This is a genomic window from Streptomyces sp. PsTaAH-124 (assembly GCF_000373685.1).
Classification (GTDB): domain Bacteria; phylum Actinomycetota; class Actinomycetes; order Streptomycetales; family Streptomycetaceae; genus Streptomyces; species Streptomyces andamanensis.
The window spans coordinates 42,739-64,754 of the sequence record NZ_KB892173.1; the positions used below are offsets into that span (position 1 = coordinate 42,739).

The 22,016-nt window shown below is 72.7% G+C and carries 22 protein-coding genes; 15 read left to right on the forward strand and 7 right to left on the reverse strand.

Annotated elements, in window-relative coordinates; translation table 11 throughout:
* The first annotated feature begins 92 nt into the window (after positions 1-92).
* The 4 genes from B086_RS0120040 to B086_RS0120055 all read left to right on the forward strand — a co-directional run bounded on the left by B086_RS0120040 (position 93) and on the right by B086_RS0120055 (position 4,234).
* Entirely contained in the window at positions 93-1,184 is a 1,092-nt protein-coding gene (locus B086_RS0120040; RefSeq protein WP_018568217.1) for an LLM class flavin-dependent oxidoreductase, read from the forward strand.
* Positions 1,181-1,894, forward strand: a complete 714-nt coding sequence (locus tag B086_RS0120045) for a CE1759 family FMN reductase (RefSeq protein WP_018568218.1) — start codon at positions 1,181-1,183, stop codon at positions 1,892-1,894. Before B086_RS0120040 ends, B086_RS0120045 begins: the two co-directional genes overlap by 4 nt.
* 150 nt (positions 1,895-2,044) lie before the next feature.
* Positions 2,045-2,794: a response regulator transcription factor gene (locus B086_RS0120050; protein ID WP_026252599.1), complete on the forward strand. Its 750-nt coding sequence runs from the start codon at positions 2,045-2,047 to the stop codon at positions 2,792-2,794.
* Positions 2,795-4,234 (forward strand): sensor histidine kinase, encoded by a 1,440-nt coding sequence (locus B086_RS0120055; RefSeq protein WP_018568220.1) that lies wholly within the window; start codon positions 2,795-2,797, stop codon positions 4,232-4,234. It abuts the gene before it with no gap.
* A 30-nt stretch (positions 4,235-4,264) separates the two neighbouring features.
* Here B086_RS0120055 and B086_RS0120060 read toward each other — a convergent pair whose 3' ends face one another.
* The 3 genes from B086_RS0120060 to B086_RS0120070 form a co-directional block, all read right to left on the reverse strand.
* Complete coding sequence (locus tag B086_RS0120060; RefSeq protein WP_018568221.1) at positions 4,265-6,154, reverse strand: phosphatidylglycerol lysyltransferase domain-containing protein; 1,890 nt, start codon at positions 6,152-6,154, stop codon at positions 4,265-4,267.
* A gap of 189 nt (positions 6,155-6,343) precedes the next feature.
* Positions 6,344-6,799, reverse strand: a complete 456-nt coding sequence (locus B086_RS45520; RefSeq protein ID WP_018568222.1) for a hypothetical protein — start codon at positions 6,797-6,799, stop codon at positions 6,344-6,346.
* A 92-nt stretch (positions 6,800-6,891) separates the two neighbouring features.
* On the reverse strand, positions 6,892-7,551 hold the full coding sequence (locus tag B086_RS0120070) for a hypothetical protein (protein WP_018568223.1): 660 nt from the start codon (positions 7,549-7,551) through the stop codon (positions 6,892-6,894).
* 229 nt (positions 7,552-7,780) lie between these two features.
* Here B086_RS0120070 and B086_RS0120075 point away from each other — a divergent pair, with 229 nt between their 5' ends.
* Both B086_RS0120075 and B086_RS0120080 read left to right on the forward strand, forming a co-directional pair.
* Positions 7,781-8,350 carry a DoxX family protein gene (locus B086_RS0120075; RefSeq protein ID WP_018568224.1) on the forward strand — a complete coding sequence of 190 codons (570 nt, stop codon included), beginning with the start codon at positions 7,781-7,783 and terminating at the stop codon, positions 8,348-8,350.
* A gap of 153 nt (positions 8,351-8,503) precedes the next feature.
* Positions 8,504-9,064, forward strand: a complete 561-nt coding sequence (locus B086_RS0120080) for a flavoprotein (RefSeq protein ID WP_018568225.1) — start codon at positions 8,504-8,506, stop codon at positions 9,062-9,064.
* A 15-nt stretch (positions 9,065-9,079) separates the two neighbouring features.
* On the opposite strand, the gene B086_RS0120085 is transcribed toward B086_RS0120080, so the two are convergent.
* Together B086_RS0120085 and B086_RS0120090 are read right to left on the reverse strand one after the other, a co-directional pair.
* Complete coding sequence (locus tag B086_RS0120085) at positions 9,080-9,517, reverse strand: hypothetical protein (protein ID WP_018568226.1); 438 nt, start codon at positions 9,515-9,517, stop codon at positions 9,080-9,082.
* 436 nt (positions 9,518-9,953) lie between these two features.
* On the reverse strand, positions 9,954-10,244 hold the full coding sequence (locus B086_RS0120090; RefSeq protein ID WP_018568227.1) for a hypothetical protein: 291 nt from the start codon (positions 10,242-10,244) through the stop codon (positions 9,954-9,956).
* Between B086_RS0120090 and hemL the strand changes: the two genes are divergently transcribed.
* The 8 genes from hemL (at position 10,243) to B086_RS0120130 (ending at position 18,685) form a co-directional block, all read left to right on the forward strand.
* Complete coding sequence (hemL, locus tag B086_RS0120095) at positions 10,243-11,559, forward strand: glutamate-1-semialdehyde 2,1-aminomutase (protein ID WP_018568228.1); 1,317 nt, start codon at positions 10,243-10,245, stop codon at positions 11,557-11,559. The two genes, B086_RS0120090 and hemL, sit on opposite strands and share 2 nt — an antisense overlap.
* 110 nt (positions 11,560-11,669) lie before the next feature.
* On the forward strand, positions 11,670-12,317 hold the full coding sequence (locus B086_RS0120100; protein ID WP_051115876.1) for a histidine phosphatase family protein: 648 nt from the start codon (positions 11,670-11,672) through the stop codon (positions 12,315-12,317).
* Positions 12,318-12,545: 228 nt separating this feature from the next.
* Positions 12,546-13,844, forward strand: coding sequence for a hypothetical protein (locus tag B086_RS0120105; protein ID WP_018568230.1), 1,299 nt, complete (start codon positions 12,546-12,548; stop codon positions 13,842-13,844).
* Between the two features lie 66 nt (positions 13,845-13,910).
* The gene (locus B086_RS0120110) at positions 13,911-14,576 is read left to right on the forward strand and encodes a TlpA family protein disulfide reductase (RefSeq protein WP_018568231.1); all 666 of its coding nucleotides are present in this window, start codon (positions 13,911-13,913) and stop codon (positions 14,574-14,576) included.
* 6 nt (positions 14,577-14,582) lie between these two features.
* A complete protein-coding gene (locus B086_RS0120115) occupies positions 14,583-15,344 on the forward strand; it encodes a cytochrome c biogenesis CcdA family protein (protein ID WP_018568232.1) in 762 nt (253 codons plus the stop codon).
* A 3-nt stretch (positions 15,345-15,347) separates the two neighbouring features.
* Positions 15,348-17,141: a cytochrome c biogenesis protein ResB gene (gene resB, locus B086_RS0120120; RefSeq protein ID WP_018568233.1), complete on the forward strand. Its 1,794-nt coding sequence runs from the start codon at positions 15,348-15,350 to the stop codon at positions 17,139-17,141.
* Positions 17,138-18,244, forward strand: coding sequence for a c-type cytochrome biogenesis protein CcsB (ccsB, locus tag B086_RS0120125; RefSeq protein WP_018568234.1), 1,107 nt, complete (start codon positions 17,138-17,140; stop codon positions 18,242-18,244). Before resB ends, ccsB begins: the two co-directional genes overlap by 4 nt.
* Before the next feature lie 27 nt (positions 18,245-18,271).
* Positions 18,272-18,685 (forward strand): SRPBCC domain-containing protein, encoded by a 414-nt coding sequence (locus B086_RS0120130; protein WP_018568235.1) that lies wholly within the window; start codon positions 18,272-18,274, stop codon positions 18,683-18,685.
* A gap of 3 nt (positions 18,686-18,688) precedes the next feature.
* Here the strand turns inward: B086_RS0120130 and B086_RS0120135 are convergent, their stop codons facing one another.
* Both B086_RS0120135 and B086_RS0120140 read right to left on the reverse strand, forming a co-directional pair.
* Positions 18,689-19,150, reverse strand: coding sequence for a nucleoside deaminase (locus B086_RS0120135; RefSeq protein ID WP_018568236.1), 462 nt, complete (start codon positions 19,148-19,150; stop codon positions 18,689-18,691).
* Positions 19,151-19,222: 72 nt separating this feature from the next.
* Positions 19,223-19,816, reverse strand: a complete 594-nt coding sequence (locus B086_RS0120140; protein ID WP_018568237.1) for a TetR/AcrR family transcriptional regulator — start codon at positions 19,814-19,816, stop codon at positions 19,223-19,225.
* Between the two features lie 101 nt (positions 19,817-19,917).
* On the opposite strand from B086_RS0120140, the gene B086_RS0120145 reads away from it, so the two are divergent.
* Entirely contained in the window at positions 19,918-21,981 is a 2,064-nt protein-coding gene (locus tag B086_RS0120145; protein ID WP_018568238.1) for a serine/threonine-protein kinase, read from the forward strand.
* The last annotated feature ends 35 nt before the right edge of the window (positions 21,982-22,016 follow it).

Genomic DNA, 22,016 nt, shown 5'->3' on the forward strand with positions numbered 1-22,016 from the left:
GAGGGGGTGCGGCGCGGGTGCGGAATACCTCCGGGTGGGGGACCGTTCACCAGGTATAGTTGAACAGTCAACAACCTGGAGGATGAGCGACCATGCAGTTCGGGATCTTCAGCGTCGGCGACGTCACGCCGGACCCCACCACCGGCCGGACGCCGACCGAGCGCGAGCGCATCAAGGCCATGGTCGCCATCGCGCTGAAGGCCGAGGAGGTCGGCCTGGACGTCTTCGCGACCGGCGAGCACCACAACCCGCCGTTCGTGCCGTCGTCGCCGACCACCATGCTCGGCTACATCGCCGCGCGCACCGAGCGCCTCGTCCTGTCCACCTCGACGACCCTGATCACCACCAACGACCCGGTGAAGATCGCCGAGGACTTCGCGATGCTCCAGCACCTCGCGGACGGCCGGGTCGACCTGATGATGGGCCGCGGCAACACCGGCCCGGTCTACCCCTGGTTCGGGCAGGACATCCGCCAGGGCATCAACCTCGCCATCGAGAACTACGCTCTGCTGCACCGGCTGTGGCGCGAGGACGTCGTGGACTGGAAGGGGAAGTTCCGCAGCCCGCTCCAGGGCTTCACCGCCACCCCGCGCCCGCTGGACGGCGTACCGCCGTTCGTCTGGCACGGCTCCATCCGCTCCCCGGAGATCGCCGAGCAGGCCGCGTACTACGGCGACGGCTTCTTCCACAACAACATCTTCTGGCCCGCCGACCACACCAAGCGCATGATCGAGCTGTACCGCTCGCGCTACGCCCACTACGGGCACGGCACCCCCGAGCAGGCGATCGTGGGCCTGGGCGGCCAGGTCTTCATGCGGAAGAACTCCCAGGACGCGGTGCGCGAGTTCCGCCCCTACTTCGACAACGCCCCCGTCTACGGCCACGGCCCCTCCCTGGAGGACTTCACCGACCAGACGCCGCTGACCGTGGGCTCCCCGCAGCAGGTCATCGAGAAGACGCTGGCCTTCCGCTCGTACGCGGGCGACTACCAGCGCCAGCTGTTCCTGATGGACCACGCGGGGCTGCCGCTGAAGACCGTCCTCGAACAGCTCGACATGCTCGGCGAGGAGGTCGTGCCGGTGCTGCGCAAGGAGTTCGCCGAGGACCGCCCGGCCGGTGTGCCGGACGCGCCCACCCACACCTCGCTGCTCGCCGCGAAGGACACCCCGGAGGTGACCGTATGAAGCTCGTCGTCGTCTCGGCGGGGCTGAGCGTCCCGTCCTCCACCCGGCTGCTCGCCGACCGGCTGGCCGCCGCGACCGCCGACCGCACGGACGCCCGGGTCCGGGTGGTCGAGGTGCGCGACCTCGCCGTGGCCATCGCGCACAACCTGACCAGCGGCTTCCCCGGCCCGGAGCTGGCCGCCGCGCTGGACGCGGTGACGGAGGCGGACGCGCTGATCGCCGTCACGCCGGTCTTCTCCGCGTCCTACAGCGGGCTGTTCAAGTCCTTCTTCGACGTGCTCGGCGCGCGCGAGAAGGACGCCCTGGCCGGCAAGCCGGTGCTGATCGCGGCCACCGGCGGCACCGCCCGCCACTCGATGGTGCTCGACCACGCGCTGCGGCCCCTCTTCGCCCATCTGCGGGCCGTGGTCGTCCCCACCGGCGTCTACGCCGCCTCCGAGGACTGGGGCGCCGAGGGGCTGCCCGAGCGGATCGAGCGGGCGGCGGGGGAACTCGCGGCGCTGGCGGCACCGGCGGCGCTGGCGGCACCGGTGGCACCGGCCGCACCGGTGGGTGGTGGCGCGGACCCGGCGGGGCGGACCGTACCCGGGGAGCAGGCCGTACCCGGGCCGCCGGCCGTTCCCGGACAGCAGGCCGGACCGGGCGGGGCGGCGGACGGCGGTCTGGCCGTGGTGCCGTTCGAGGAGCAGCTCGCCCGGCTGAGGGGCTGAGGGGTGAGGGGCTGAGCGGCGCGAGTACGGCGGGCCCGTACCGCCGGTTGCGCCCGGGACGGTGAGAGCCGGGTAAAAAGGGTGATCACCGGCCCGCTCGCCCCCTTCGTACCGTCACCGCCTTGGCAGACTGGTCGCGTGCCCCAGACTGTGCTGCTCGCCGAAGACGACCGCGCCATCCGCCACGCCCTGGAGCGGGCCCTGACCCTGGAGGGCTACGCGGTGACGGCGGTCGCCGACGGCGTCGAGGCGCTCGCCCAGGCCCACCGGACCCCGCCGGACGTCCTCGTGCTGGACGTGATGATGCCCGGCATCGACGGGCTCCAGGTCTGCCGGGTGCTGCGCGCCGAGGGCGACCGCACCCCGATCCTCATGCTCACCGCCCTGGTGGAGACCGCAGACCGGATCGCGGGCCTGGACGCGGGCGCCGACGACTACGTCGTCAAGCCCTTCGACGTCGAAGAGGTCTTCGCCCGGCTGCGCGCCCTGCTGCGCCGCACCACCCCGCCCGCTGCCGAACCGGCCCCCGCACCGGCCGCCCCCGCCGCACCGGCCGCCGCCCCCGCCCCGGCCCCGGCCAGGGCGCCGCACCTGCCCGAGCGGCAGGTCGAGGCGGCCGGGATCCGGATGGACCTCCAGGCCCGTCGCGTCTGGCGAGGCACCCGCGAACTGGAGCTGACCCGCACCGAGTTCGAACTCCTCGAACTCCTCGTCCGCAACGCCGGCATCGTCCTGGACCACTCCACCATCTACGACCGGATCTGGGGCTACGACTTCGGCCCCGGTTCCAAGAACCTCGCCGTCTACGTCGGCTATCTGCGCCGGAAGCTGGACGCGCCGGGCGCGCCGCAGCTCATCCACACCGTCCGCGGCGTCGGTTACGTGCTGCGGGAGGACTGAGTGGGCCGCCTCGCGCGGCTGACGGACCGGCCCCGGCCCCGGCCACGACCGCGGCTCTGGTCGCTGCGGACCACGTTCGCGGTGTCGTTCGCCGTGGTGACCGCCGCCGTCACCGTCCTCGTGGGCATCCTGTCGTACAACTCCGCCGCCCGGCTGGTCCGGGTGGACCAGCAGTCGGTGTTCACCCAGGTCGTGCAGGACGTCCAGGACGAGGTGCGGCGCTACGACCGCACCCCGGAGGACTTCTCCTCCTCCCGCCCCGGCCACGAGGTCGTCCGGCCCAGCCGTACCGACGTGCAGGTGCTCGGCGCCGGGGGTCAGGTCGTCGACCGCGGCAGCCCGCCGCTGCCCGTCACCGTCGACGACCGGGAGCTGGCCGGTGACGCCGTGGCGGGCAAGACCATCGAGTACCAGGACGTGCCCGTCGCCGACGACGTGTACCGCATCGCCACCGTCGCGCTCGGCGACGGCCGCGGCGCCGTCCAGATCGCCCAGGAGTTCAGCGACACCGAGGACCTGCTGCGCGCGCTCCAGCAGCGCACCCTGGTGCTGATGGCGATCGTGGTGATCGCGGCCGGTCTGTTCGGCTGGTGGCTGGCCCGCCGCATCACCCGGCGCCTGGTGGTCCTCACCGCCGCCGCCGAGGACGTCGCCCGCACCCGGCGGCTCGGCGTCCAGGTCCCGGTCACCGGCTACGACGAGGTCGGGCGCCTGGGCCGCGCCTTCGACCGTATGCTCGGCCGCCTCGCCCAGTCCGAGGAGGACCAGCGGCGCCTGGTCCAGGACGCGGGCCACGAACTGCGCACCCCGCTCACCTCGCTGCGCACCAACATCTCGCTGCTGCGGCGTATCGACGAACTGCCGCCCGCCACCCGCGAGGACCTGGTCGCCGACCTCACCCAGGAGGCCCGCGAACTGACCGACCTCGTCAACGAACTCGTCGACCTCGCGGCGGGCCAGTCCGACAGCGAACCGCCGCAGCGGGTGGACCTCGCCGACATCGCCGAGGACGTGGCGGGCCTCGCCCGCCGCCGCACCGGCCGCGACATCGTGATCCGGGCGAGCGGCGACACGACGGCCCACGGCCGGCCGGGCATGCTCCAGCGGGCCATTTCCAACCTCGTGGAGAACGCCACCAAGTTCGACCGCGGCGGCACGGCGCCCATCGAGATCGCGGTCCTCGGACCCGCCCGGCCGGGCACCGTGCGCGTCGAGGTCCTCGACCGCGGCCCCGGGGTCGCGGAGGCCGATCTGCTCCGCGTCTTCGACCGCTTCTACCGGGCCGCCGACGCCCGCTCCCTGCCCGGCTCGGGCCTCGGCCTGTCCATCGTGCGCGAGGTCGCCCTCGCCCACGGCGGCGCGCCCTTCGCCTACCGGCGCGAGGGCGGGGGTGCGGTGATCGGGTTCACGGTGGGGGCGGAGCGGGAGGCGGGGGAGTGACCTCCGGAGGTCACTCCCCCGGCGAGAGCGCTAGGACAGGTCCTGGTCGGCGGGTCCGGTCGGACCGGTCGGACCGGTCGGACCCGCCGGGCCGGACCGGTCGGCGGCCCGCGCGGAGGAAGCCTCCGGTGTGCCGGGTGCGCCGTGGCGTCGGCCGCGGCGGACGAAGGACGGCAGCGCGGGCGGGGTGAGGAAGCCCTCGGCGCGGGCGCTGGCCAGGCCGATGCGCGGGATGTCGGCGCTCTTGGCGAACAGCAGGAACCGCGGCTCCCACACCGGCCGGTACTTGGCGTTGGCGCGGTACAGCGACTCGATCTGCCACCAGCGGGAGAAGAAGGTGAGCACCGAACGCCACAGCCGCAGCACCGGACCGGCGCCGAGCCGCGCCCCGCGCTCGAAGACCGAGCGGAACATCGCGAAGTTCAGCGAGACCCGCTGTGCGCCGATCTCCCCGGCGCGCAGCAGCAGTTCGACGACCATGAACTCCATCAGGCCGTTCTCGCCCTCGCGGTCGCGGCGCATCAGGTCGAGGGAGAGACCGTGCTCGCCCCAGGGCACGAAGCTGAGCAGCGCGCGCGGCTCGTCGTCCGCGTCCCGGCACTCCAGCATCACGCAGCGGCCGTCGCCCGGGTCGCCGAGGCGGCCCAGCGCCATGGAGAAGCCGCGCTCGGTGGCGCCGTCGCGCCAGTGGTCGGCGCGCTCCACGAGCAGGGCCATCTCGTCGTCCGGGATGTCCTCGTGGCGGCGGAGGGTGACGGTGTAGCCGGCCCGCTGGACCCGCTTGTGCGCCTGCCGCACGCCCCGCATGGCGCGTCCGTCGAGGCTGAAGTCGGCGACGTCGACGATGGCCTCGTCGCCCAGTTCGAGGGCGTCGAGGCCGTGCCGGGCGTAGATCGTCCCGGCCTCCTCGCTCGCGCCCATGACGGCGGGCGTCCAGGCGTGCCGCTGGGCCTCGGTCAGCCAGGCGTCGATGGCGCCGGGCCATGCCTCCGGGTCGCCGATCGGATCCCCGGAGGCGAGACTGACCCCGCCGATGACGCGGTAGGCGACGGCGGCCTTGCCGGTGGGGGAGAAGATCGCGGCCTTGTCGCGGCGGAGGGCGAAGTAGCCGAGGGAGTCGCGTTCGCCGTGCCGGTCCAGCAGTTCGCGCAGCCGCGTCTCGTCCTCGGCGCCGAGCAGCGCCAGGCCGCGCGGCGAGCGGAAGCAGACGTACAGCACCAGCAGGAAGGTCCCCGCCATCAGCACGTTGATGAGGATGTCCACCCAGCGGGGCGACTCCACGGCGGGGACGCGGTCGGCGAGCGGGCCGACGCTGACGCTGCGCAGCAGGGTGTAGGCGACCTTGTCGGTGAGGGGCGCGCCGGACACCTTGTTGGTGGCGTCGACCAGCCAGGTGCCCAGGCCGCCGCTGACCAGGATGCCGACGGCTCCGACGGCCAGGGCGAGCCGGGGGTTGGAGCGGTCGCCGATGGCGTTGAACTCGGTGCGGCCGACCAGCAGTGCGATCACGAAGAGGCCGGTCAGGGCCGCCGAGAGCCAGTTGAAGGGGTGTTCGCGGAAGCGCTCCTGGGTGAGCGCGAGCACGTAGAGCGCGAACAGGGGTCCGGCGAGCAGCAGGTTGAACACCCAGGCCGCGCGTTTGCGGCGCCGCATCACCACGGCCAGGAAGAGCGCGAGGGCGGCCGAGACGAGGCCCGCGGTGGCCAGGTACGGGGTGAAGAACTCACCGGCGTTGTGCTCGTGCACCTCCTCGCGGAACGGCAGCGAGAGCACCGCGACGATGTTGAGCAGCGCGAGCACCCGCAGGTACCAGACGGTCGCCGCGGCGGCGCCCGCCCGCAGCCGGGGGCCGGGGGAGGGGCGCGCGGACGTACGCGGGGTGCGCTGCGGGGGGATGAGGACGGACTGCCGAGCGGGCATGGGTGACGGGTCACCTCGGGGACGGGCCGGATGGGGGCCGATGGGGACGGACGGGAGGGACGGGGAGGGGCGGCTACGGACAGGGACTGGCGATGGCCGGGGGTGGCTGGCGGTGGTGGTCGGGGGCGGTGGCTGAGGGGCCTTGGCCCCAGTGTTCCGGGAGAAGGTAAGGAGGGGACGGGTGTGTGCTTACTCGCCGGGGCCGGGAGGATGAACCGCGGCGGAGACGCAGGGAGCATGCGGAGTACCCGCGGAGCCCGGACCGACACCGTCACTGCGGTCACTGCGGTCGCCGCTGCCCCCTTCGTCTTCGTCGTCCCTGGCACCGCAACCGTCATGATCATCAGTGTGGTCACTCACGGTGAGGGTGGCGCGCCTTCGGGGTGCCGTCAGGATCCAGGCCAGGTTGCCGACCGCCGCCCCGGCCGCCACCGTCGCGACGATCACACCGGCCGTGGCGAAGCCGTCGCTGAACAGATGGGGCCGGTGGTCGAGGCTGTGCAGCCCGAAGCCGCTCAGCTCGTACACCCCGACGGCGGCGACGGTGAGGCTCACGACCAGGGCGGCGACCGTGGGCGCGAGCCCGCCGTCCCGCTCCTCGCCGGGCGGTGGAGCACCGGGCGCCGGACAACGCGCTTCCTGCATGGATCCCCCGTGGACGATGGAGAAGGGCGAGCGGGACCCTACAGTACGTAGTGCCGGGCGCGGAGGAAAACCGGGGGCTTTGTCACTCTCCGTCACTTCTTGCGGGCGGCGCGGGTGAGAGCGCGGACGACGGCCTGCTCGTCCTTCCCGAGCAGGGCCTTCTCCAGGCTGTGGTCGTCGGAGCGGGAGAAGAGTTCGCCGCGGGCGACGTCGTCCTTGTCCAGGACCCGACCGCACCACTCGCCCGACCCGGCCGTGTGCCCGTCGAACGGTACGGAGGCCCCCTCGCCGAGCACCGCCCAGGCGCCCTCCGACCAGCGCAGGGCCAGGAGGTAGGTGTGGCCGGTCTCCAGGCGGGGCGCGTCCCCGGTGGTCCGCTTGATCCGGGTGCCGCCCGCCCGCAGCACCCGCCAGCCGGGAGCGACCAGCGCGAAGTCGCCGCCCAGCGCGCGCCGGGGCCGGGCGGCGGACCACAGACGGCGATCGGTGCGGAAGGTCACCTTGCGGTCGGTCTCGTAGCTGACCGGGCCGCTCTTGTAGTCCCGCCGCCCGGTGTCCTCCTCGCCGACCGGCGCGGCCACCACGACATGGTCGGCCTGCGTCACCCAGTCCCGTGCGGTCTGGTCCGGGTAGGTGTGGTCGGCGGGGCCGCAGCCCATCACCGTGTCCAGTCCGGAGGCGCCGACGAAGACGCTCCCGGCGATACCCGCGAGAGCCACGACGAGCGCGACGACCGAGGCCGTCCGTGTCACTGCGCACCCCCCGATGCGTCCCCGTGCCGCCCACGGACGGCATCCCCCGGCAACGGCCGTGGTCGGCGGCCGCAGCCATCATGATCACACGGCCCGTTCCCTCCTGTACACGGCCGACGACGGCAGGCCCGCCGAGCCCCCGCCGAGCCCGTCCCGACATGCGCGATGTCCGCCCGTCCGGAAACGTGGAGGACGACCCCTTTCCTGCCCTGCCCCTCCGGAGCTTCCCATGTCCGCGAAGCGCATCCTGAACCGTTCGTCGTTCGCCACGGAGCCGACGACGACACCCCACCGCACCACCTCCGCCCGGCCCCGCTCATGGGCCGCCGACTGGGGTCTGCTGCTCCTGAGGCTGACCTTCGGCCTGCTGATGGCCGGGCACGGCTCCCAGAAGCTGTTCGGCCTCTTCGGCGGCGGCGGCCTGGCGGCGACCGGCCGCGGCTTCGAGGCGATCGGCTACCGTCCCGGCCGCGTCTACGCCGTGATCGGCGGCCTCTCCGAACTCCTCGGCGGCCTCGGCCTGGCCCTCGGCCTCCTCACCCCGCTCGCCGCCGCCGCACTGATCGGCGTCATGATCAACGCCATGGTCACGGTCACCGGCGCCCACGGCTTCTGGGACGCCGACGGCGGCATCGAATACAACATCGCCATCGCCGTCGTGGCCCTGACCGTCGCCGCCACCGGCCCCGGCCGCCTCGCCGCCGACCGCGTCTTCCCCTGGTCCACCGGCGGCTGGCCCGAAGCAGCCCTGGCGGCGGGGCTCGGGGGAGCGGGGGCGGCGATCACGCTGGCCCTGTGACCCCCGCCTGCCCGGCCGCCCCGCCGACGGCCACCAGGCTTCGCGCGGCGCGGAGACCTGCGCCGCCCGGGGCATCCGCCGCCCCGACGTCCGTGCCCGCCGCAGTACCCTGCCGGAACCGCACCGCGTCAGCCGCCAGTCGGGAGTCCCCCCGTGACCGGACCGACCGCCCCGGACAAGAAGCCCTTCCTCTACGTCGTCGTGTGCGCGGCAGGTGTCGCCCGTGATGTCGGCAAGCTCATCACTGCCGCCCAGGAGGCGAACTGGGATGTCGGCGCCGTCGCCACACCGCAGGGTCTCGGCTTCATCGACGCGACGGCGGTCGAGGCACAGACCGGCTACCCGATCCGCTCCGCCTGGCGCTCGCCGGGAGATCCGCGCCCGCTGCCGCCCGCGGACGCGATCGCCGTGGCTCCCGCCACCTTCAACACGATCAACAAATGGGCCGCAGGGATCTCCGACACCCTCGCCCTCGGCATCCTCTGCGAGGCGTACGGCATGGGCATCCCGGTCGCCGTGCTGCCCTACCTGAACTCCGCCCAGGCCGCCCACCCCACCCACCGGCAGAGCCTGGACCGGCTGCGCGAGATGGGCGTCCTGATCGGCTCGTACGAACCCCACCGGCCGAAGACCGGCGGCGGGGCGGGCCGCTTCCGCTGGGAGGAAGCCCTGGAGCTGCTGAGCGCCGACGTCAGCATGAAGACATCAGCATGAAGACGTCAGCATGGATCAGGGCCACACCAGGCAATAAGCCTGATGCCCCGCCTCATGCAGCCGATGGCTGAAATCCTGCCACTCGTGCAGCAGTTGGTACACGTTGAACGCGTCGCGCGGGCCGCCGCGGTCCGGGACTGTGGACCAGATGAAGGCGGCGGCGCCGACCGCTTCCTCGCCGATGTCGCGGAGGGGGTCGACGACGGTCATGGGGAGTCTGACGACGGCGTAGTCGGGGTGGAGGACGACCAGTTCGAGGGGCGGGACCCGGTGCAGGGGGACGCCCTCGATGCCGGTGAGGACCATCGCGGCCATGGTCTCCGGCTTGATCTTGGTGAACATGCCGTTCATGCCCAGCTCGTCGCCGCCCAGTTCCTCGGGGCGCATGGAGATCGGGACCCGGGCCGCGGTCGCGCCGTCGGGGGCGCCGAAGTACTTGTACGTCACCCCCACCCGACCACCATTCCTGCTCCCCGCCCGGAGGCGATCGGCCCGGCGTCCCGCCCGGTCGTCGGTCCGCCGGTCGGAGCGCTCGGATTCGCCCGGCGCGCCCTGCGCCTGACGTGCTTCGGCGGTCTCCTCCGCTTCGCGCCGGTGCCTTCCCCGCCGGGCACGCCGAGGACCCAGGTCGTCAGTCCCCTCGCCCAGTCCGCCACCGCGATGCATATCTCCACCCGACTGCTTTTCTAGGACGCGTGGCCCCCGCCGCGCAACCCGATCATCGTGTCAGTGACCTCCCCCACGGCCGCACGCCGAAACGTACGCCGAACCATCTCGCCGCGGGATCTTCGTGGCCGTCGGCACGACCCTGCCACGACTCTTCCTCCTGTCCGTCCGCCCGCACGCATCCGTCCCTGTCTCTGTGCATACGTACGAGGAGGCCAGTTTCTCAGATGGGCCGGGCCTGAGCCGCTTCTTCGGCCACGGCCACGGCCACCGATACCGATACGGGATCCCCCCGCGCCCCCTGGCCTACCCTGAACAGGTCACCGGAGTGGTCACCGAACAGGTCGGCGAACAGGTCACCGGGCCGGTGGCCGGACAGGACACGCCCGCCGGACCGCTGATCGGACCGCGGCCGTCCGCCCGAGCGCCGGAAGCCCGGACGCCGGACGGCCGGCAGCCCGAGGGACCGAATCAGCGCCGGGAGAACCGAGAAATCGGAGAAGTCGCAGGTCATGAGCGAACTGCCATACCCATACGAAGCCCCCGCCTCGCAGGCGCTGTTCGACCGGGCGGCGACCGTCACGCCCGGCGGCGTGAACTCGCCGGTGCGTGCCTTCCGCGCCGTGGGCGGTACGCCCCGGTTCATGGTGTCCGGCAGCGGGCCGTACCTGACGGACGCCGACGGCCGGGAGTACGTCGACCTGGTGTGCTCCTGGGGGCCGATGATCCTCGGGCACAGCCACCCCGAGGTGATCGCGGCCGTGCAGGACGCGGTCGCGCGCGGCACCTCGTTCGGTACGCCCGGTGAGGGCGAGGTCGCCCTCGCGGAGGAGATGGTGGCGCGCATCGCGCCGCTGGAGCAGGTCCGGCTGGTCTCCAGCGGCACCGAGGCCACCATGTCCGCGATCCGGCTGGCCCGCGGGTTCACCCGGCGCGCCAAGGTCGTCAAGTTCGCCGGCTGCTACCACGGGCACGTCGACTCGCTGCTGGCCGCGGCCGGCTCGGGCGTCGCCACCTTCGCGCTGCCGGACACGCCCGGCGTCACCGGCGCCCAGGCGGGCGACACCATCGTGCTGCCGTACAACGACCTCGACGCGGTGCGCGCCGCCTTTGCCGCGCACCCGGACGAGATCGCCTGTGTGATCACCGAGGCCTCGCCCGGCAACATGGGCGTCGTGCCGCCGCTGCCCGGGTTCAACCAGGGCCTCAGGGACCTGTGCCGGGACAACGGCGCGCTCTACGTCTCCGACGAGGTCATGACCGGCTTCCGCACCAGCCGGGCCGGCTGGTACGGCGTCGACGGCGTCGAGCCCGACCTGATGACCTTCGGCAAGGTGATGGGCGGCGGCTTCCCGGCCGCGGCCTTCGGCGGCCGCGCCGAGGTGATGGCGCACCTCGCCCCCGCCGGGCCCGTCTACCAGGCCGGCACGCTCTCCGGGAACCCGGTCGCCACCGCCGCGGGCCTCGCCCAGCTGCGGCTGCTCGACGACGCGGCCTACGCCAAGGTGAACGCCGTCTCGCAGCAGATCCAGGCCATGGTCTCCGAGGCGCTCACCAAGGAGGGCGTCGCGCACACCCTCCAGAACGCCTCCAACATGTTCTCGGTGTTCTTCACCGACCGGCCGGTGCGCGACTACGACGACGCCAGGGCGCAGGAGTCGTACCGCTTCACCGCCTTCTTCCACGCGATGCTGGCGCACGGCGTCTATCTGCCGCCCTCGTCCTTCGAGTCGTGGTTCGTGTCCACCGCCCACGACGAGCGGGCGCTCCAGCGGATCGCCGACGCCCTTCCGGCGGCGGCCCGCGCGGCGGCGGAGGCCACGGCATGAGCGAGCAGCGGAACACCGAGATCACCGAGATCACCGAGGACATCAAGGGCGCTGAGGACATCCAGGCTGCCGGGAGCGGTGGGGGCGGCGATGTCACCGTCGTCCACCTCATGCGCCACGGCGAGGTGGAGAACCCGACCGGTGTGCTCTACGGGCGGCTGCCGGGCTACCACCTGTCCGAGCTGGGGCGGCAGATGGCCGAGCGGGTCGCCGAGCACCTGGCCCCGCGCGATGTGACGTACGTCGTCGCCTCGCCGCTGGAGCGGGCGCAGGAGACGGCCACGCCGATCGCCAAGGCGCACGGGCTCGACCTCGCCACCGACGAGCGGCTGATCGAGGCGGAGAACGTCTTCCAGGGCAAGACGTTCGGCGTCGGCGACGGCGCGCTGCGCCGCCCGGCGAACTGGAAGCACGTGGTCAACCCGTTCCGGCCGTCCTGGGGCGAGCCGTACATCGACCAGGTGGTGCGCATGATGGGCGCGCTGAACGCGGCGAAGGACCGGGCGCGCGGGCACGAGGCCGTCGTCGTCAGCCACCAGTTGCCGATCTGGATCGTGCGGTCCTACGTGGAGCGGCGGCGGCTGTGGCACGACCCGCGCAAGCGGCAGTGCACGCTGGCCTCGCTGACGACGTTCACGTACCAGGGCGACCGGATCGTCTCCGTCGGCTACAGCGAGCCGGCCCGTGATCTGGTGCCGGCGCATCTGCTGGCGGGCGCCCGGCCGGTGAAGGGCCAGGGGAAGGCCTTCGGGGCGTAACGCTCTTATGGGGCATATCGCCCCATCGTGCCGCACTCTGCTCTGATCTCGATCAACTACGGTCCCCCGTAGTACACAGAGCGTAAGTAGGCCGTAAGTCATCGGTCACATGCGGACAATTTCGCTATGTTTGTTGTGAAATTCATACCGCGTCGCGCAACCCTCGCGGCCGTCACGCCCTCTGAATGAGTGACCACCATTCAGCGGACGTGACGGATCGAGGGACTCATGCGCACCTTCTCCCGGAGGGGAATACTCGGCGTCGGCGCGGGCACCGCGGCTGCCGTAGGACTCGCGGGCTGCGGCGGCCTCTCGTCTTCGGACAGCTCGGACGACGCCGGCGGTTCCGGTTCCGGTGCGGGTTCGCAGGGCAAGGACACGCCGCCGCCCGCCCGGCCGATCGGCGACGGCTCCACGTCGTTCACCGGCAAGCAGCCGCACCAGCCCGCCAAGCCGGTCCCGCTGGAGCCGGGCCAGACCCCGCCGCAGTTCGTCGTCTTCTCCTGGGACGGCGCCGGCGAGGTCGGCAACGGCCTCTTCCCCCGCTTCCTCGACCTCGCCAAGCAGCACCAGGCGGGCATGACCTTCTTCCTCTCCGGGCTCTATCTGCTCCCGGAGTCCAAGAAGCGCATGTACGACCCGCCGAACAACGCGCGCGGCGCCTCCGACATCGGCTACCTCACCGACGAGCACATCAAGGCCACGCTCACCAACGTGCGCCGTGCCTGGCTGGAGGGCCACGAGATAGGCACCCACTTCAACGGCCACTTCTGCTCCGGCCACGGCACCGTGGGCAACTGGACGCCCAAGCAGTGGCGCAGCGAGATCGACCAGGCCAAGGCGTTCGTGAAGCAGTGGCGGACCAACACCGGCTGGACCGACCTGCCCTCCCTGCCCTTCGACTACGACAAGGAACTGGTCGGCGGCCGCACCCCCTGCCTGCTCGGCCAGGACCACCTGCTGCCCACCGCCAAGGACCTCGGCTGGCGCTACGACGCCTCCTCGCCGGGCGGCCGCCAGGTGTGGCCGGTCAAGAGGCTCGGCATCTGGGACCTCCCGCTCCAGCAGGTCCCCTTCCCCGGCCGGAAGTTCGAGGTCCTCTCGATGGACTACAACATGCTGGCCAACCAGTCGCTGAACTCCACCAAGGCCCCGCCGGTCAACTACCCCGGCTGGCGCAAGCAGTCCGCGCAGGCCTACATCCAGGGCTTCGAGCGGGCGTACCGGACCAACCGCGCGCCGTTCTTCATCGGCAACCACTTCGAGCAGTGGAACGGCGGCATCTACATGGACTCCGTCGAGGAGGCCTTCAAGCACATCGCCGCCGAGCGCGACAAGGGCGCCGATGTGCGCCTGGTCTCCTTCCGGCAGTTCGTCGACTGGATGGACGTGCAGAAGCCGGAGGTGCTCGCCAAGCTGCGCACCCTGGAGGTCGGGCAGCAGCCGACGGGCGGCTGGAAGGAGTTCCTGAAGGCTCCCGCCGGCACGGGCACCGGGACCGGGAAGGGCACCGCCGGCGGCGCCTGATATGCGGTTTTCCGCCCGGGAGGGGGGCGCGCAAGATCCCCGGAACAGGCATGCGAAACTTTTCACATGAGTGCCGCCAGCCGCGCCCCCCAGTGCTCCCGCCGGGCGAACCGTACGTCCGCACCGCACCGCACGCGCACGTCCCGTGCCCGCGGCCGCGCCGTCCTGCTCGCCGCCGGGACCGCGGCCGCGGCACTCGTCCTGACCGCCTGCGGCTCCGGGGGCACCTCCGGCGGCTCGGGCAACACCAACTTCATCACCGGCTCCGACGGCATCGCCACGGTGAAGAAGGGCGACCGCAAGCCCGCCCCCGAGCTGTCCGGGAAGACCATCGACGGCAAGGAACTCGACCTCGCCTCCTACAAGGGCAAGGTCGTCGTCCTCAACGTCTGGGGCTCCTGGTGCTCGCCGTGCCGCGCCGAGGCGCCCAACCTGGTCAAGGTCGCCGGGGACACCGCCGCGAAGGGCGTGCAGTTCGTCGGCATCAACACCCGCGACACCAGCACCCAGCCGGCCCAGCAGTTCGAGAAGAGCTACGCGGTGCCGTACCCGAGCCTGTACGACCCCACCGGCAAGCTGATGCTCCGCTTCAAGAAGGGCACCCTCAACCCGCAGGCCATCCCGAGCACCCTGGTCATCGACCGGGACGGGAACATCGCGGCGCGCGCCCTCCAGGCACTCAGCGAGGAGAAGCTGCGCAAGATGCTCGACCCGGTCCTCGCGGAGAAGTGAGCCGCCGTGCTACTGGCCGCAGCCACTGATCCCAACCAGACGGTCTTCAGCGGGGCCCTGCTGCTCGCGCTGCCCGTCGCCGTCCTCGGCGGACTCGTCTCCTTCTTCTCGCCGTGCGTCCTGCCGCTCGTCCCCGGCTACCTCTCGTACGTGACCGGGGTCACCGGCACCGATCTCGCCGAGGCCCGTCGCGGCCGGATGGCCGTGGGCGCCTCGCTGTTCGTGCTCGGCTTCACCGTCGTGTTCGTCAGCGGCGGCGCGATGTTCGGCTTCTTCGGGCAGACCCTCCAGGAGTACAAGGGGACCCTGTCCAAGGTGCTGGGTGTGCTCATGATCCTCATGGGCGTCTTCTTCATGGGCCTGATGCCCTGGCTGACCCAGCGTGAGTTCCGCTTCCACCGGCGGCCGGCCACCGGTCTGGTCGGCGCACCCCTGCTCGGCGCCCTGTTCGGCGTCGGCTGGACGCCGTGCATCGGCCCGACACTGGCCTCCGTGGTGGCGCTCTCCTCCAACCAGGCCAGCGCCGGGCGCGGTGCCCTGCTGACCGTCGCCTACTGCGCCGGGCTCGGCATACCGTTCGTGCTCACCGCCATCGCCTTCCGCAAGGCCCTCGGCGCGTTCGGCTGGGTCAAGCGCCACTATGTGTGGGTGCTGCGCCTCGGCGGGACGATGATGATCGTGACCGGTGTGCTGCTGCTCACCGGCGCCTGGGACCGGCTGGTGCAGGAGATGCAGACCTGGTCCAGCGGCTTCACTGTGGGGATCTGATCCATGAGCAAGACGACACCCGGTACGCGCGCGGACGAGAAGCCGGACGCACCGCCCCCCGGCGAGGACGACCTCGGCGCGGCCGGTTCCCAGCTGTCCACCGCGCCCGCCGAGACGGCCGTGCCCGGCTCCTTCGGCGGCAGCCGCGCCCCCGGCGCGGCCGGGTGGCTCGCCTGGACCGGCCGCGAGATCATCGGCTGGATCCGCTGGTTCTGGCGGCAGCTGACCTCCATGCGGGTCGCGCTGCTGCTGCTGTTCCTGCTCTCCCTGGGCGCCATCCCCGGCTCGCTGATCCCGCAGACCGGCAGCGACGCGATGAAGGTCGAGGCGTTCCGCCAGGCCCACACCACGCTCGCGCCCGTCTACGACCGGCTCGGCCTGTTCCACGTCTACAGCTCGGTGTGGTTCTCCGCGATCTACATCCTGCTGTTCGTCTCCCTCATCGGCTGCATCGTGCCGCGCACCTGGCAGTTCACCGGCCAGCTCCGCAGCCGCCCGCCGGGCGCGCCCAAGCGGCTGACCCGGCTGCCCGCGTACGCCACCTGGCGCACCGCCGCCGCGCCCGAGGAGGTCCGCGAGGCCGCGCTGAGGACGCTGCGCCGGCGCCGCTTCCGCGCCCACCTCTCCGGTGACGCGGTCGCCGCCGAGAAGGGCTATCTGCGCGAGGCGGGCAACCTGCTCTTCCACATCGCGCTGATCGTGATGCTGATCGCCTTCGCCTGGGGCCAGTTGTTCAAGACCGAGGGCAACAAGCTGATCGTCGAGGGCGACGGCTTCGCCAACACCCTCACCCAGTACGACGACTTCAAGTCCGGGAACCTCTTCGACGACGACGACCTCGTCCCGTTCAGCTTCACCCTGAAGAAGTTCACCGGCACCTACGAGCCGAGCGGCCCCAACAAGGGCACGCCGCGCACCTACCAGGCGGACCTCGACTACGCCGTCGGCGCCGACGGCACGGAGCGGCACCGGACCGTCAAGGTCAACGAGCCGCTGGTGATCGACGACGCCAAGGTCTACCTGGTCAGCCACGGCTACGCGCCCACCGTCACCGTCCGCGACGGCAAGGGCCGGGTGGTCTACCGCCAGGCCGTGCCGCTGCTGCCGCTGGACTCCAACGTCACCTCGCAGGGCGCGGTCAAGGTGATGGACGGCTACCGGAACGCGCAGGGCAAGAGCGAGCAGCTCGGCTTCGCCGCGTTCTTCGTGCCGACCTTCGCCGGGGCCGGCAAGGGCACGATGTTCTCGCAGTTCCCCGCGCTGGACTTCCCCGTCCTGTCGCTGGGCGCCTACCACGGCGACCTGGGCGTGGACGCGGGCACCCCGCAGAACATCTACCAGCTCGACACCAAGAACCCGAAGCTGAAGCCCTTCAAGGACGCCAAGGGCAACATCCTCAAGAGCCGCCTGCTGCCCGGCGAGACCCTGACGCTGCCCGGCGGCGCCGGATCCATCACGTTCGACAAGGACATCAAGGAGTGGGCCGGCTTCCAGATCGTCCAGCAGCCGGGCACCGGCTGGGCGCTGACCGGAGCCGTCGCCGCGATCTTCGGCCTGGCCGGATCGCTGTTCATCCAGCGCCGCCGGGTCTGGGTGCGGGCGGTGGCGGGCGCCGACGGGGTGACGGTCGTCGAGGTGGCCGGTCTGGGCCGCAGCGAGTCGGCGAAGCTCCCCGAGGAGATCGGCGCCCTGGCCGCCCTGGTCCACGACAAGGCACCCACACAGCCCGACGCCGCCTCCGACCCGGAGCAGAGCGCCGCCACCCCCGTACCCGCCGAAGGGGCTGAGAAGAAGTGACTCTCGCCGCCGCAACCGAGCTCGCCACGGCGACCAACGAAAACCTGGCGCACACCAGCAACGCGCTGATCTACTCCTCGATGGCCGTCTACACCCTGGCCTTCCTCGCCTACATCGCGGAATGGCTCTTCGGCAGCCGCAGCAAGGTGGCCCGCACGGCCGCCGCGCTGACCGCCACCGAGCAGCAGGCGGCCGGGGCCGCTGGCCCGGCCGTGGCGGTGAAGTCCGCCGGGGGCACCGCCGTACTGGAGCGCCCCCAGGTCGTCGTGCGGTCCGCCGCCGGCGCCCGCGACGTGCCCGACGGGCCCGGCGCGCACGGCGGTGACGTGCAGGGCGACCTGTACGGCCGGATCGCCATCTCGCTCACCGTGCTCGCCTTCCTGGTGGAGCTGGCGGGCGTCGTCGCCCGCGCGGCCTCCGTGGAGCGGGCGCCGTGGGGCAACATGTACGAGTTCAACATCACCTTCTCCACGGTCGCGGTCGGCGTGTACCTCGGGCTGCTCGCCCTGAAGAAGAACGTGCGCTGGATCGGCCTGTTCCTGACCACCACGATCCTGCTGGACCTGGGCCTCGCGGTCACCGTCCTGTACACGGCCAGCGACCAGCTCGTCCCGGCCCTGCACTCGTACTGGCTGTACATCCACGTCTCCACCGCGATCTTCTGCGGCGCGGCCCTGTACGTCGGCGCGGTCGGCACGCTCGCCTACCTCTTCAAGGACTCCTACGAGAACAAGCTGGCCTCGGGCGGTGAGCCGGGCTCCTTCGCGAAGTCGGTGCTGGAGCGGCTGCCCGCCGCGGCCTCGCTGGACAAGTTCGCGTACCGGATCAACGCGGCCGTCTTCCCGCTGTGGACGTTCACGATCATCGCGGGCTCCATCTGGGCCGAGTCGGCCTGGGGCCGCTACTGGGGCTGGGACCCCAAGGAGACCTGGGCCTTCATCACCTGGGTCGCCTACGCCGGCTATCTGCACGCCCGCTCCACGGCCGGCTGGAAGGGCCGCAAGGCGGCGTACATCGCGCTGATCGCGTTCGCCTGCTACCTGTTCAACTACTACGGCGTGAACATCTTCGTCGGCGGCAAGCACTCGTACGCGGGCGTCTGACCGGCCGCCGCGGGGAACCCGGCCGGTATGACCGGTTCCTTCGGCGGTTCCATCGAACAGGGCACCAGCCAGACCCACGGCAGCACGCACATCCTGGGCTTCCTGGTCCGCTTCCCGCGGCCCATGGAGGCCGTCTGGCCCGCGCTGTCCACCCCGGACGGGCTCGCGGGCTGGTTCACCCCCGCCGACGAGCTGGAACCCCGGCTCGGCGGCGCGGTCAGCCTGCGCGGCCTGGGCAGCGGCGAGGTCACCGCCTGGGACGTCGACCGGGTCGCCGAGTACACCCTGGCGGACGGCGGGCGGATCCGCTTCCACCTGGAACGGGACGGCGCGGACGGCTGTGTGCTGCGCTTCACCCACGAGTTCGGCGGCGAGGGCTCCTCGGAGCGGGCCTGGCGGACCCGTTTCGAACACCTCATCGAAAAGCTGGCGGGGGAGTAGCCCTCAGGGCCGGGGCTCCTCCCCGATGTCCTCCCGCCACAGCCGCGGGTGGTCCCGTACGAAGCCGCGCATCAGCTCCACGCACTCCGGGTCGTCGAGGACCACGACCTCCGTGCCGTGCTCGGCCAGCCACGCGTGCCCGCCGCAGAAGGTGACCGCCTCCCCGACCACGACCCGGCCGATCCCGAACTGCCGGACCAGACCGGAGCAGTACCAGCAGGGCGAGAGCGTGGTCACCATCGTCGTGCCCCGGTAGGAACGCTGCCGTCCCGCTGCGCGGAAGGCGGCCGTCTCCGCGTGCAGCGACGGGTCGCCGTCCTGCACCCGCCGGTTGCGGCCCCGCCCCAGCAGGGTGCCGTCGGCCGCGTAGAGCGCCGCGCCGACCGGGACGCCGCCCTCCGCGAGCCCGGCGCGCGCCTCGGCGAGTGCCGTGCCGAGCCATGCGCGTGCCTGTGCCTCGTCCATGGACCCACTGTGCGGGCAGCCGGTGCGCTGCGGCAACGGCGGCGCCCGGCGGGATACGGCGCGTCCCGGCTCTCAGGGTGCCAGCGAGCGGCAGATGCGGTCGGGCAGCAGCCGGACCGCCTCCTCCAGGTCGACCTCGCCGGCCCCGGAGAGCCAGCGCCGGGCCGTGGCCACCACCGGACCCATCACCAGCGCCTCGATCAGCGGCGCGGGCAGCGGCGCGATCTCCCCGGCGGCGACGCGCGGCCCCAGCCAGCCCGCCAGTTCCGCCAGCCGCGCCTCCTGTGTCTCGTGCACCTGCCGCCCGTGGCGCATCGCGTCCCGCGACGTACCGGAGGAGTGCAGGAACAGCGCCGCGTCCCGGTGCTCCTGGATGAAGGCGAGATACGCCCGCACCAGCGCCCGGACGCCGGTGCGCAGCGTGCGGGTGGGGACCAGCGCCGTCAGCAGGGCGTCCAGCAGACGGGAGTTCCAGCGGGTGTGCAGCGCGGTCGACAGCCCCTCGATGCTGCCGAAGTGGTGGTACAGGCTGCCCATGCTCACCCCGCTGGCGGCGGTGACCGCGGTGACGGTCAGGCCGTTGTCGCCGGTCACCGCGTAGACGCGCAGCGCCGCGTCCAGGAGCAGGTCGGCGGTGGCCTCCCCGCGCTGCTGCTTGGGGCTCATGGTTTCCAGTGTAACTTTCTAGAAAACTCTTCCAATTACCGGGGTCGCGACGGCAGACTGGCAGCGCTGGTTGCCGACGGCCGGACGGGGAGAGACGAGACGTGGTGGAGCTGAGCGGCGGCGGGGCCGAGCCGCTACAGGAGGGGGACCCGCGGCGGATCGGCGCGATCCCGCTCGTCGGGCGGCTCGGCGCCGGCGGCATGGGCCGCGTGTACCTGGGCGTGCACCAGGGGGAGTACGCCGCCGTGAAGCAGGTGCTGCCCTCGGTCTTCGCCGAGGACCCCGGCTTCCTGCGCCGGTTCGGGCAGGAGCTGGACAACCTGGCCCGGCTGCCCGCCGATGTGACCGCGCCGCTGCTGGCCAGCGACCGCGAGGCCCGCCCGCCGTGGCTGGCCACCGCCTACATCCCGGGGCTCACGCTCAGCGAGGTCGTCGAGGAGCACGGCACGCTCTCCGCCGACGCCCTGTGGTTACTGCTGCGCGAGGCGGCGGCCGGGCTCGCCGCGGTGCACGACGCCGACATGGTGCACCGCGACCTCAAGCCGTCCAACGTCATGCTCACCCGCGACGGCGTCACCCTCATCGACTTCGGCGTCGCCCGCGCCGCCGAGCAGAGCCGGCTGACCCGCACCGGCGTGGTCGTCGGCACCCCCTCCTACATGTCACCCGAACAGGCGTCCGGGGCCCGGCGGCTGACCGGCGCCACGGACGTCTTCGCGCTGGGCTCTCTGCTCGCGTACGCGGCGACCAGGCACTCCCCGTTCGGCGAGGGCGCCGGGGTCGACCTGCTCTACCGGATCGTGCACGACGCGCCCGATCTCAGCGGTCTGCGCGAGGTCGACGCGGACCTCGCGGACCTGGTGGCGACCTGTCTGGAGAAGGACCCCGAGGCCCGGCCCGGCGCGGCGGAACTGCTGGAGCGGGCGCGCGGGCGCGACCTGCCCGAGCGGGCGGCCTGGCCGGCGGGCGCCGGGGAACGGCTCGCCGAGCGGGCCGCGTTCGCCGCGGCCCCGCCCCGGGGCACGGAACTGGCGGAGCTGGAGAAGCTCGCGCGGTCCGCCACCACGGCCGGGGGGCCGGGTGCGGCGGCGGGGGAGGGCCGCGGCGGGGACGGCAGCGGTGGCGGGAGCGACGGCGGGGGCGCCGGGCCCGGCTCGCACTCCGGCTCCGGCTCGCACTCTGGCTCCGGCTCCGGCTCCGGCTCCGGCGGCAAGGACACCGCGCCGGACCGCAAGCCCGCCCACCGGGGCCGACGGCGCGTGCTGCTGGCGCTCGTCCCGGTCGTGGTCACGGCGACCGGCGCCACCCTCGCCCTGCAACTGCTGCCCTACACGGCGGCCACCAGCGACGGCGCGCAGGCCGCCCCCACTGTCTCGGTGTCGGTCACGGGACCGGGCGGCCCGTCCGCGTCCGGCGCCTCCGCTCGGGCGACGGCGACGCCGTCCGGATCCGCGTCGCCGGGCAAGGGCGCGAAGAAGGGCAAGGGCGAGGACGACGGCAAGGGCAGGGACAGCGCGGCCGGGCAGCCGGGGGAGAAGGGCGCGGACGGCACGGACGGGGCGGACGGCCGGGACGGGCAGCCGGGCGGCGGCAAGGCCGGGGGCGGAGGCACGACCGGGAAGGAGAGCGGGAACGGTGGCGCGGGCGGCGGCTCCGGGAACGGCGGCGGGGGCGGGAGCACCAAGCCCTCGGGCGGCGGCTCCGGAAAGGGCGGAAGCGGGGGCTCGGGCGGAAGCGGGGGCTCCGGTGCGAGCGGCGGTTCCGGCGGCAGTACCGGCAAGCCGCCCGCCTCGGGCATCTTCACCCTGCGCAACGGCTCCAGCGGCACCTGCCTGTCCGTCTCCTACGGCTACGGCGCGATCATGGAGAGCTGCACGTCGGCGCGCGCGGACTGGGAGTTCCGCGGCGCCGCCTCCGGCGGCGTCCAGCTCTTCAACAAGGCGACCGGAGCCTGTCTGAGCGCCAGCCTCCCGGCCGGCGGCCTCATGGCCATGTCCTGCGCCCGCAACGGCAGCAGCGACGCGGACATCAGCTGGCGCTACGGCTCCGGCGGCACCCTCAGGAGCGACTACAACGGCCGCTGCCTCGCCGTCCTCGCCAACGGCACCGTGGACACCGCCGCCTGCTCCGCGGGCTCCGCCGCCCAGCGCTGGTCGAAGAGCTAGCAGGGCGTCTGGCAGGGCGCCACGCCCCCGCCGGG

Excerpts from the sequence above, each read along its gene's own strand:
- resB (WP_018568233.1), top strand. The coding sequence starts at position 15,348 with ATGAGCAAGACGACACCCGGTACGCGCGCGGACGAGAAGCCGGACGCA.
- B086_RS0120110 (WP_018568231.1), top strand. The coding sequence starts at position 13,911 with ATGAGTGCCGCCAGCCGCGCCCCCCAGTGCTCCCGCCGGGCGAACCGT.
- B086_RS0120135 (WP_018568236.1), bottom strand. The coding sequence starts at position 19,150 with ATGGACGAGGCACAGGCACGCGCATGGCTCGGCACGGCACTCGCCGAG.
- B086_RS0120060 (WP_018568221.1), bottom strand. The coding sequence starts at position 6,154 with ATGCCCGCTCGGCAGTCCGTCCTCATCCCCCCGCAGCGCACCCCGCGT.
- B086_RS0120140 (WP_018568237.1), bottom strand. The coding sequence starts at position 19,816 with ATGAGCCCCAAGCAGCAGCGCGGGGAGGCCACCGCCGACCTGCTCCTG.
- B086_RS0120075 (WP_018568224.1), top strand. The coding sequence starts at position 7,781 with ATGTCCGCGAAGCGCATCCTGAACCGTTCGTCGTTCGCCACGGAGCCG.
- B086_RS0120105 (WP_018568230.1), top strand. The coding sequence starts at position 12,546 with ATGCGCACCTTCTCCCGGAGGGGAATACTCGGCGTCGGCGCGGGCACC.
- B086_RS0120090 (WP_018568227.1), bottom strand. The coding sequence starts at position 10,244 with ATGACCTGCGACTTCTCCGATTTCTCGGTTCTCCCGGCGCTGATTCGG.
- B086_RS0120040 (WP_018568217.1), top strand. The coding sequence starts at position 93 with ATGCAGTTCGGGATCTTCAGCGTCGGCGACGTCACGCCGGACCCCACC.
- B086_RS0120130 (WP_018568235.1), top strand. The coding sequence starts at position 18,272 with ATGACCGGTTCCTTCGGCGGTTCCATCGAACAGGGCACCAGCCAGACC.
- B086_RS0120045 (WP_018568218.1), top strand. The coding sequence starts at position 1,181 with ATGAAGCTCGTCGTCGTCTCGGCGGGGCTGAGCGTCCCGTCCTCCACC.
- B086_RS0120100 (WP_051115876.1), top strand. The coding sequence starts at position 11,670 with ATGCGCCACGGCGAGGTGGAGAACCCGACCGGTGTGCTCTACGGGCGG.
- hemL (WP_018568228.1), top strand. The coding sequence starts at position 10,243 with ATGAGCGAACTGCCATACCCATACGAAGCCCCCGCCTCGCAGGCGCTG.
- B086_RS45520 (WP_018568222.1), bottom strand. The coding sequence starts at position 6,799 with ATGCAGGAAGCGCGTTGTCCGGCGCCCGGTGCTCCACCGCCCGGCGAG.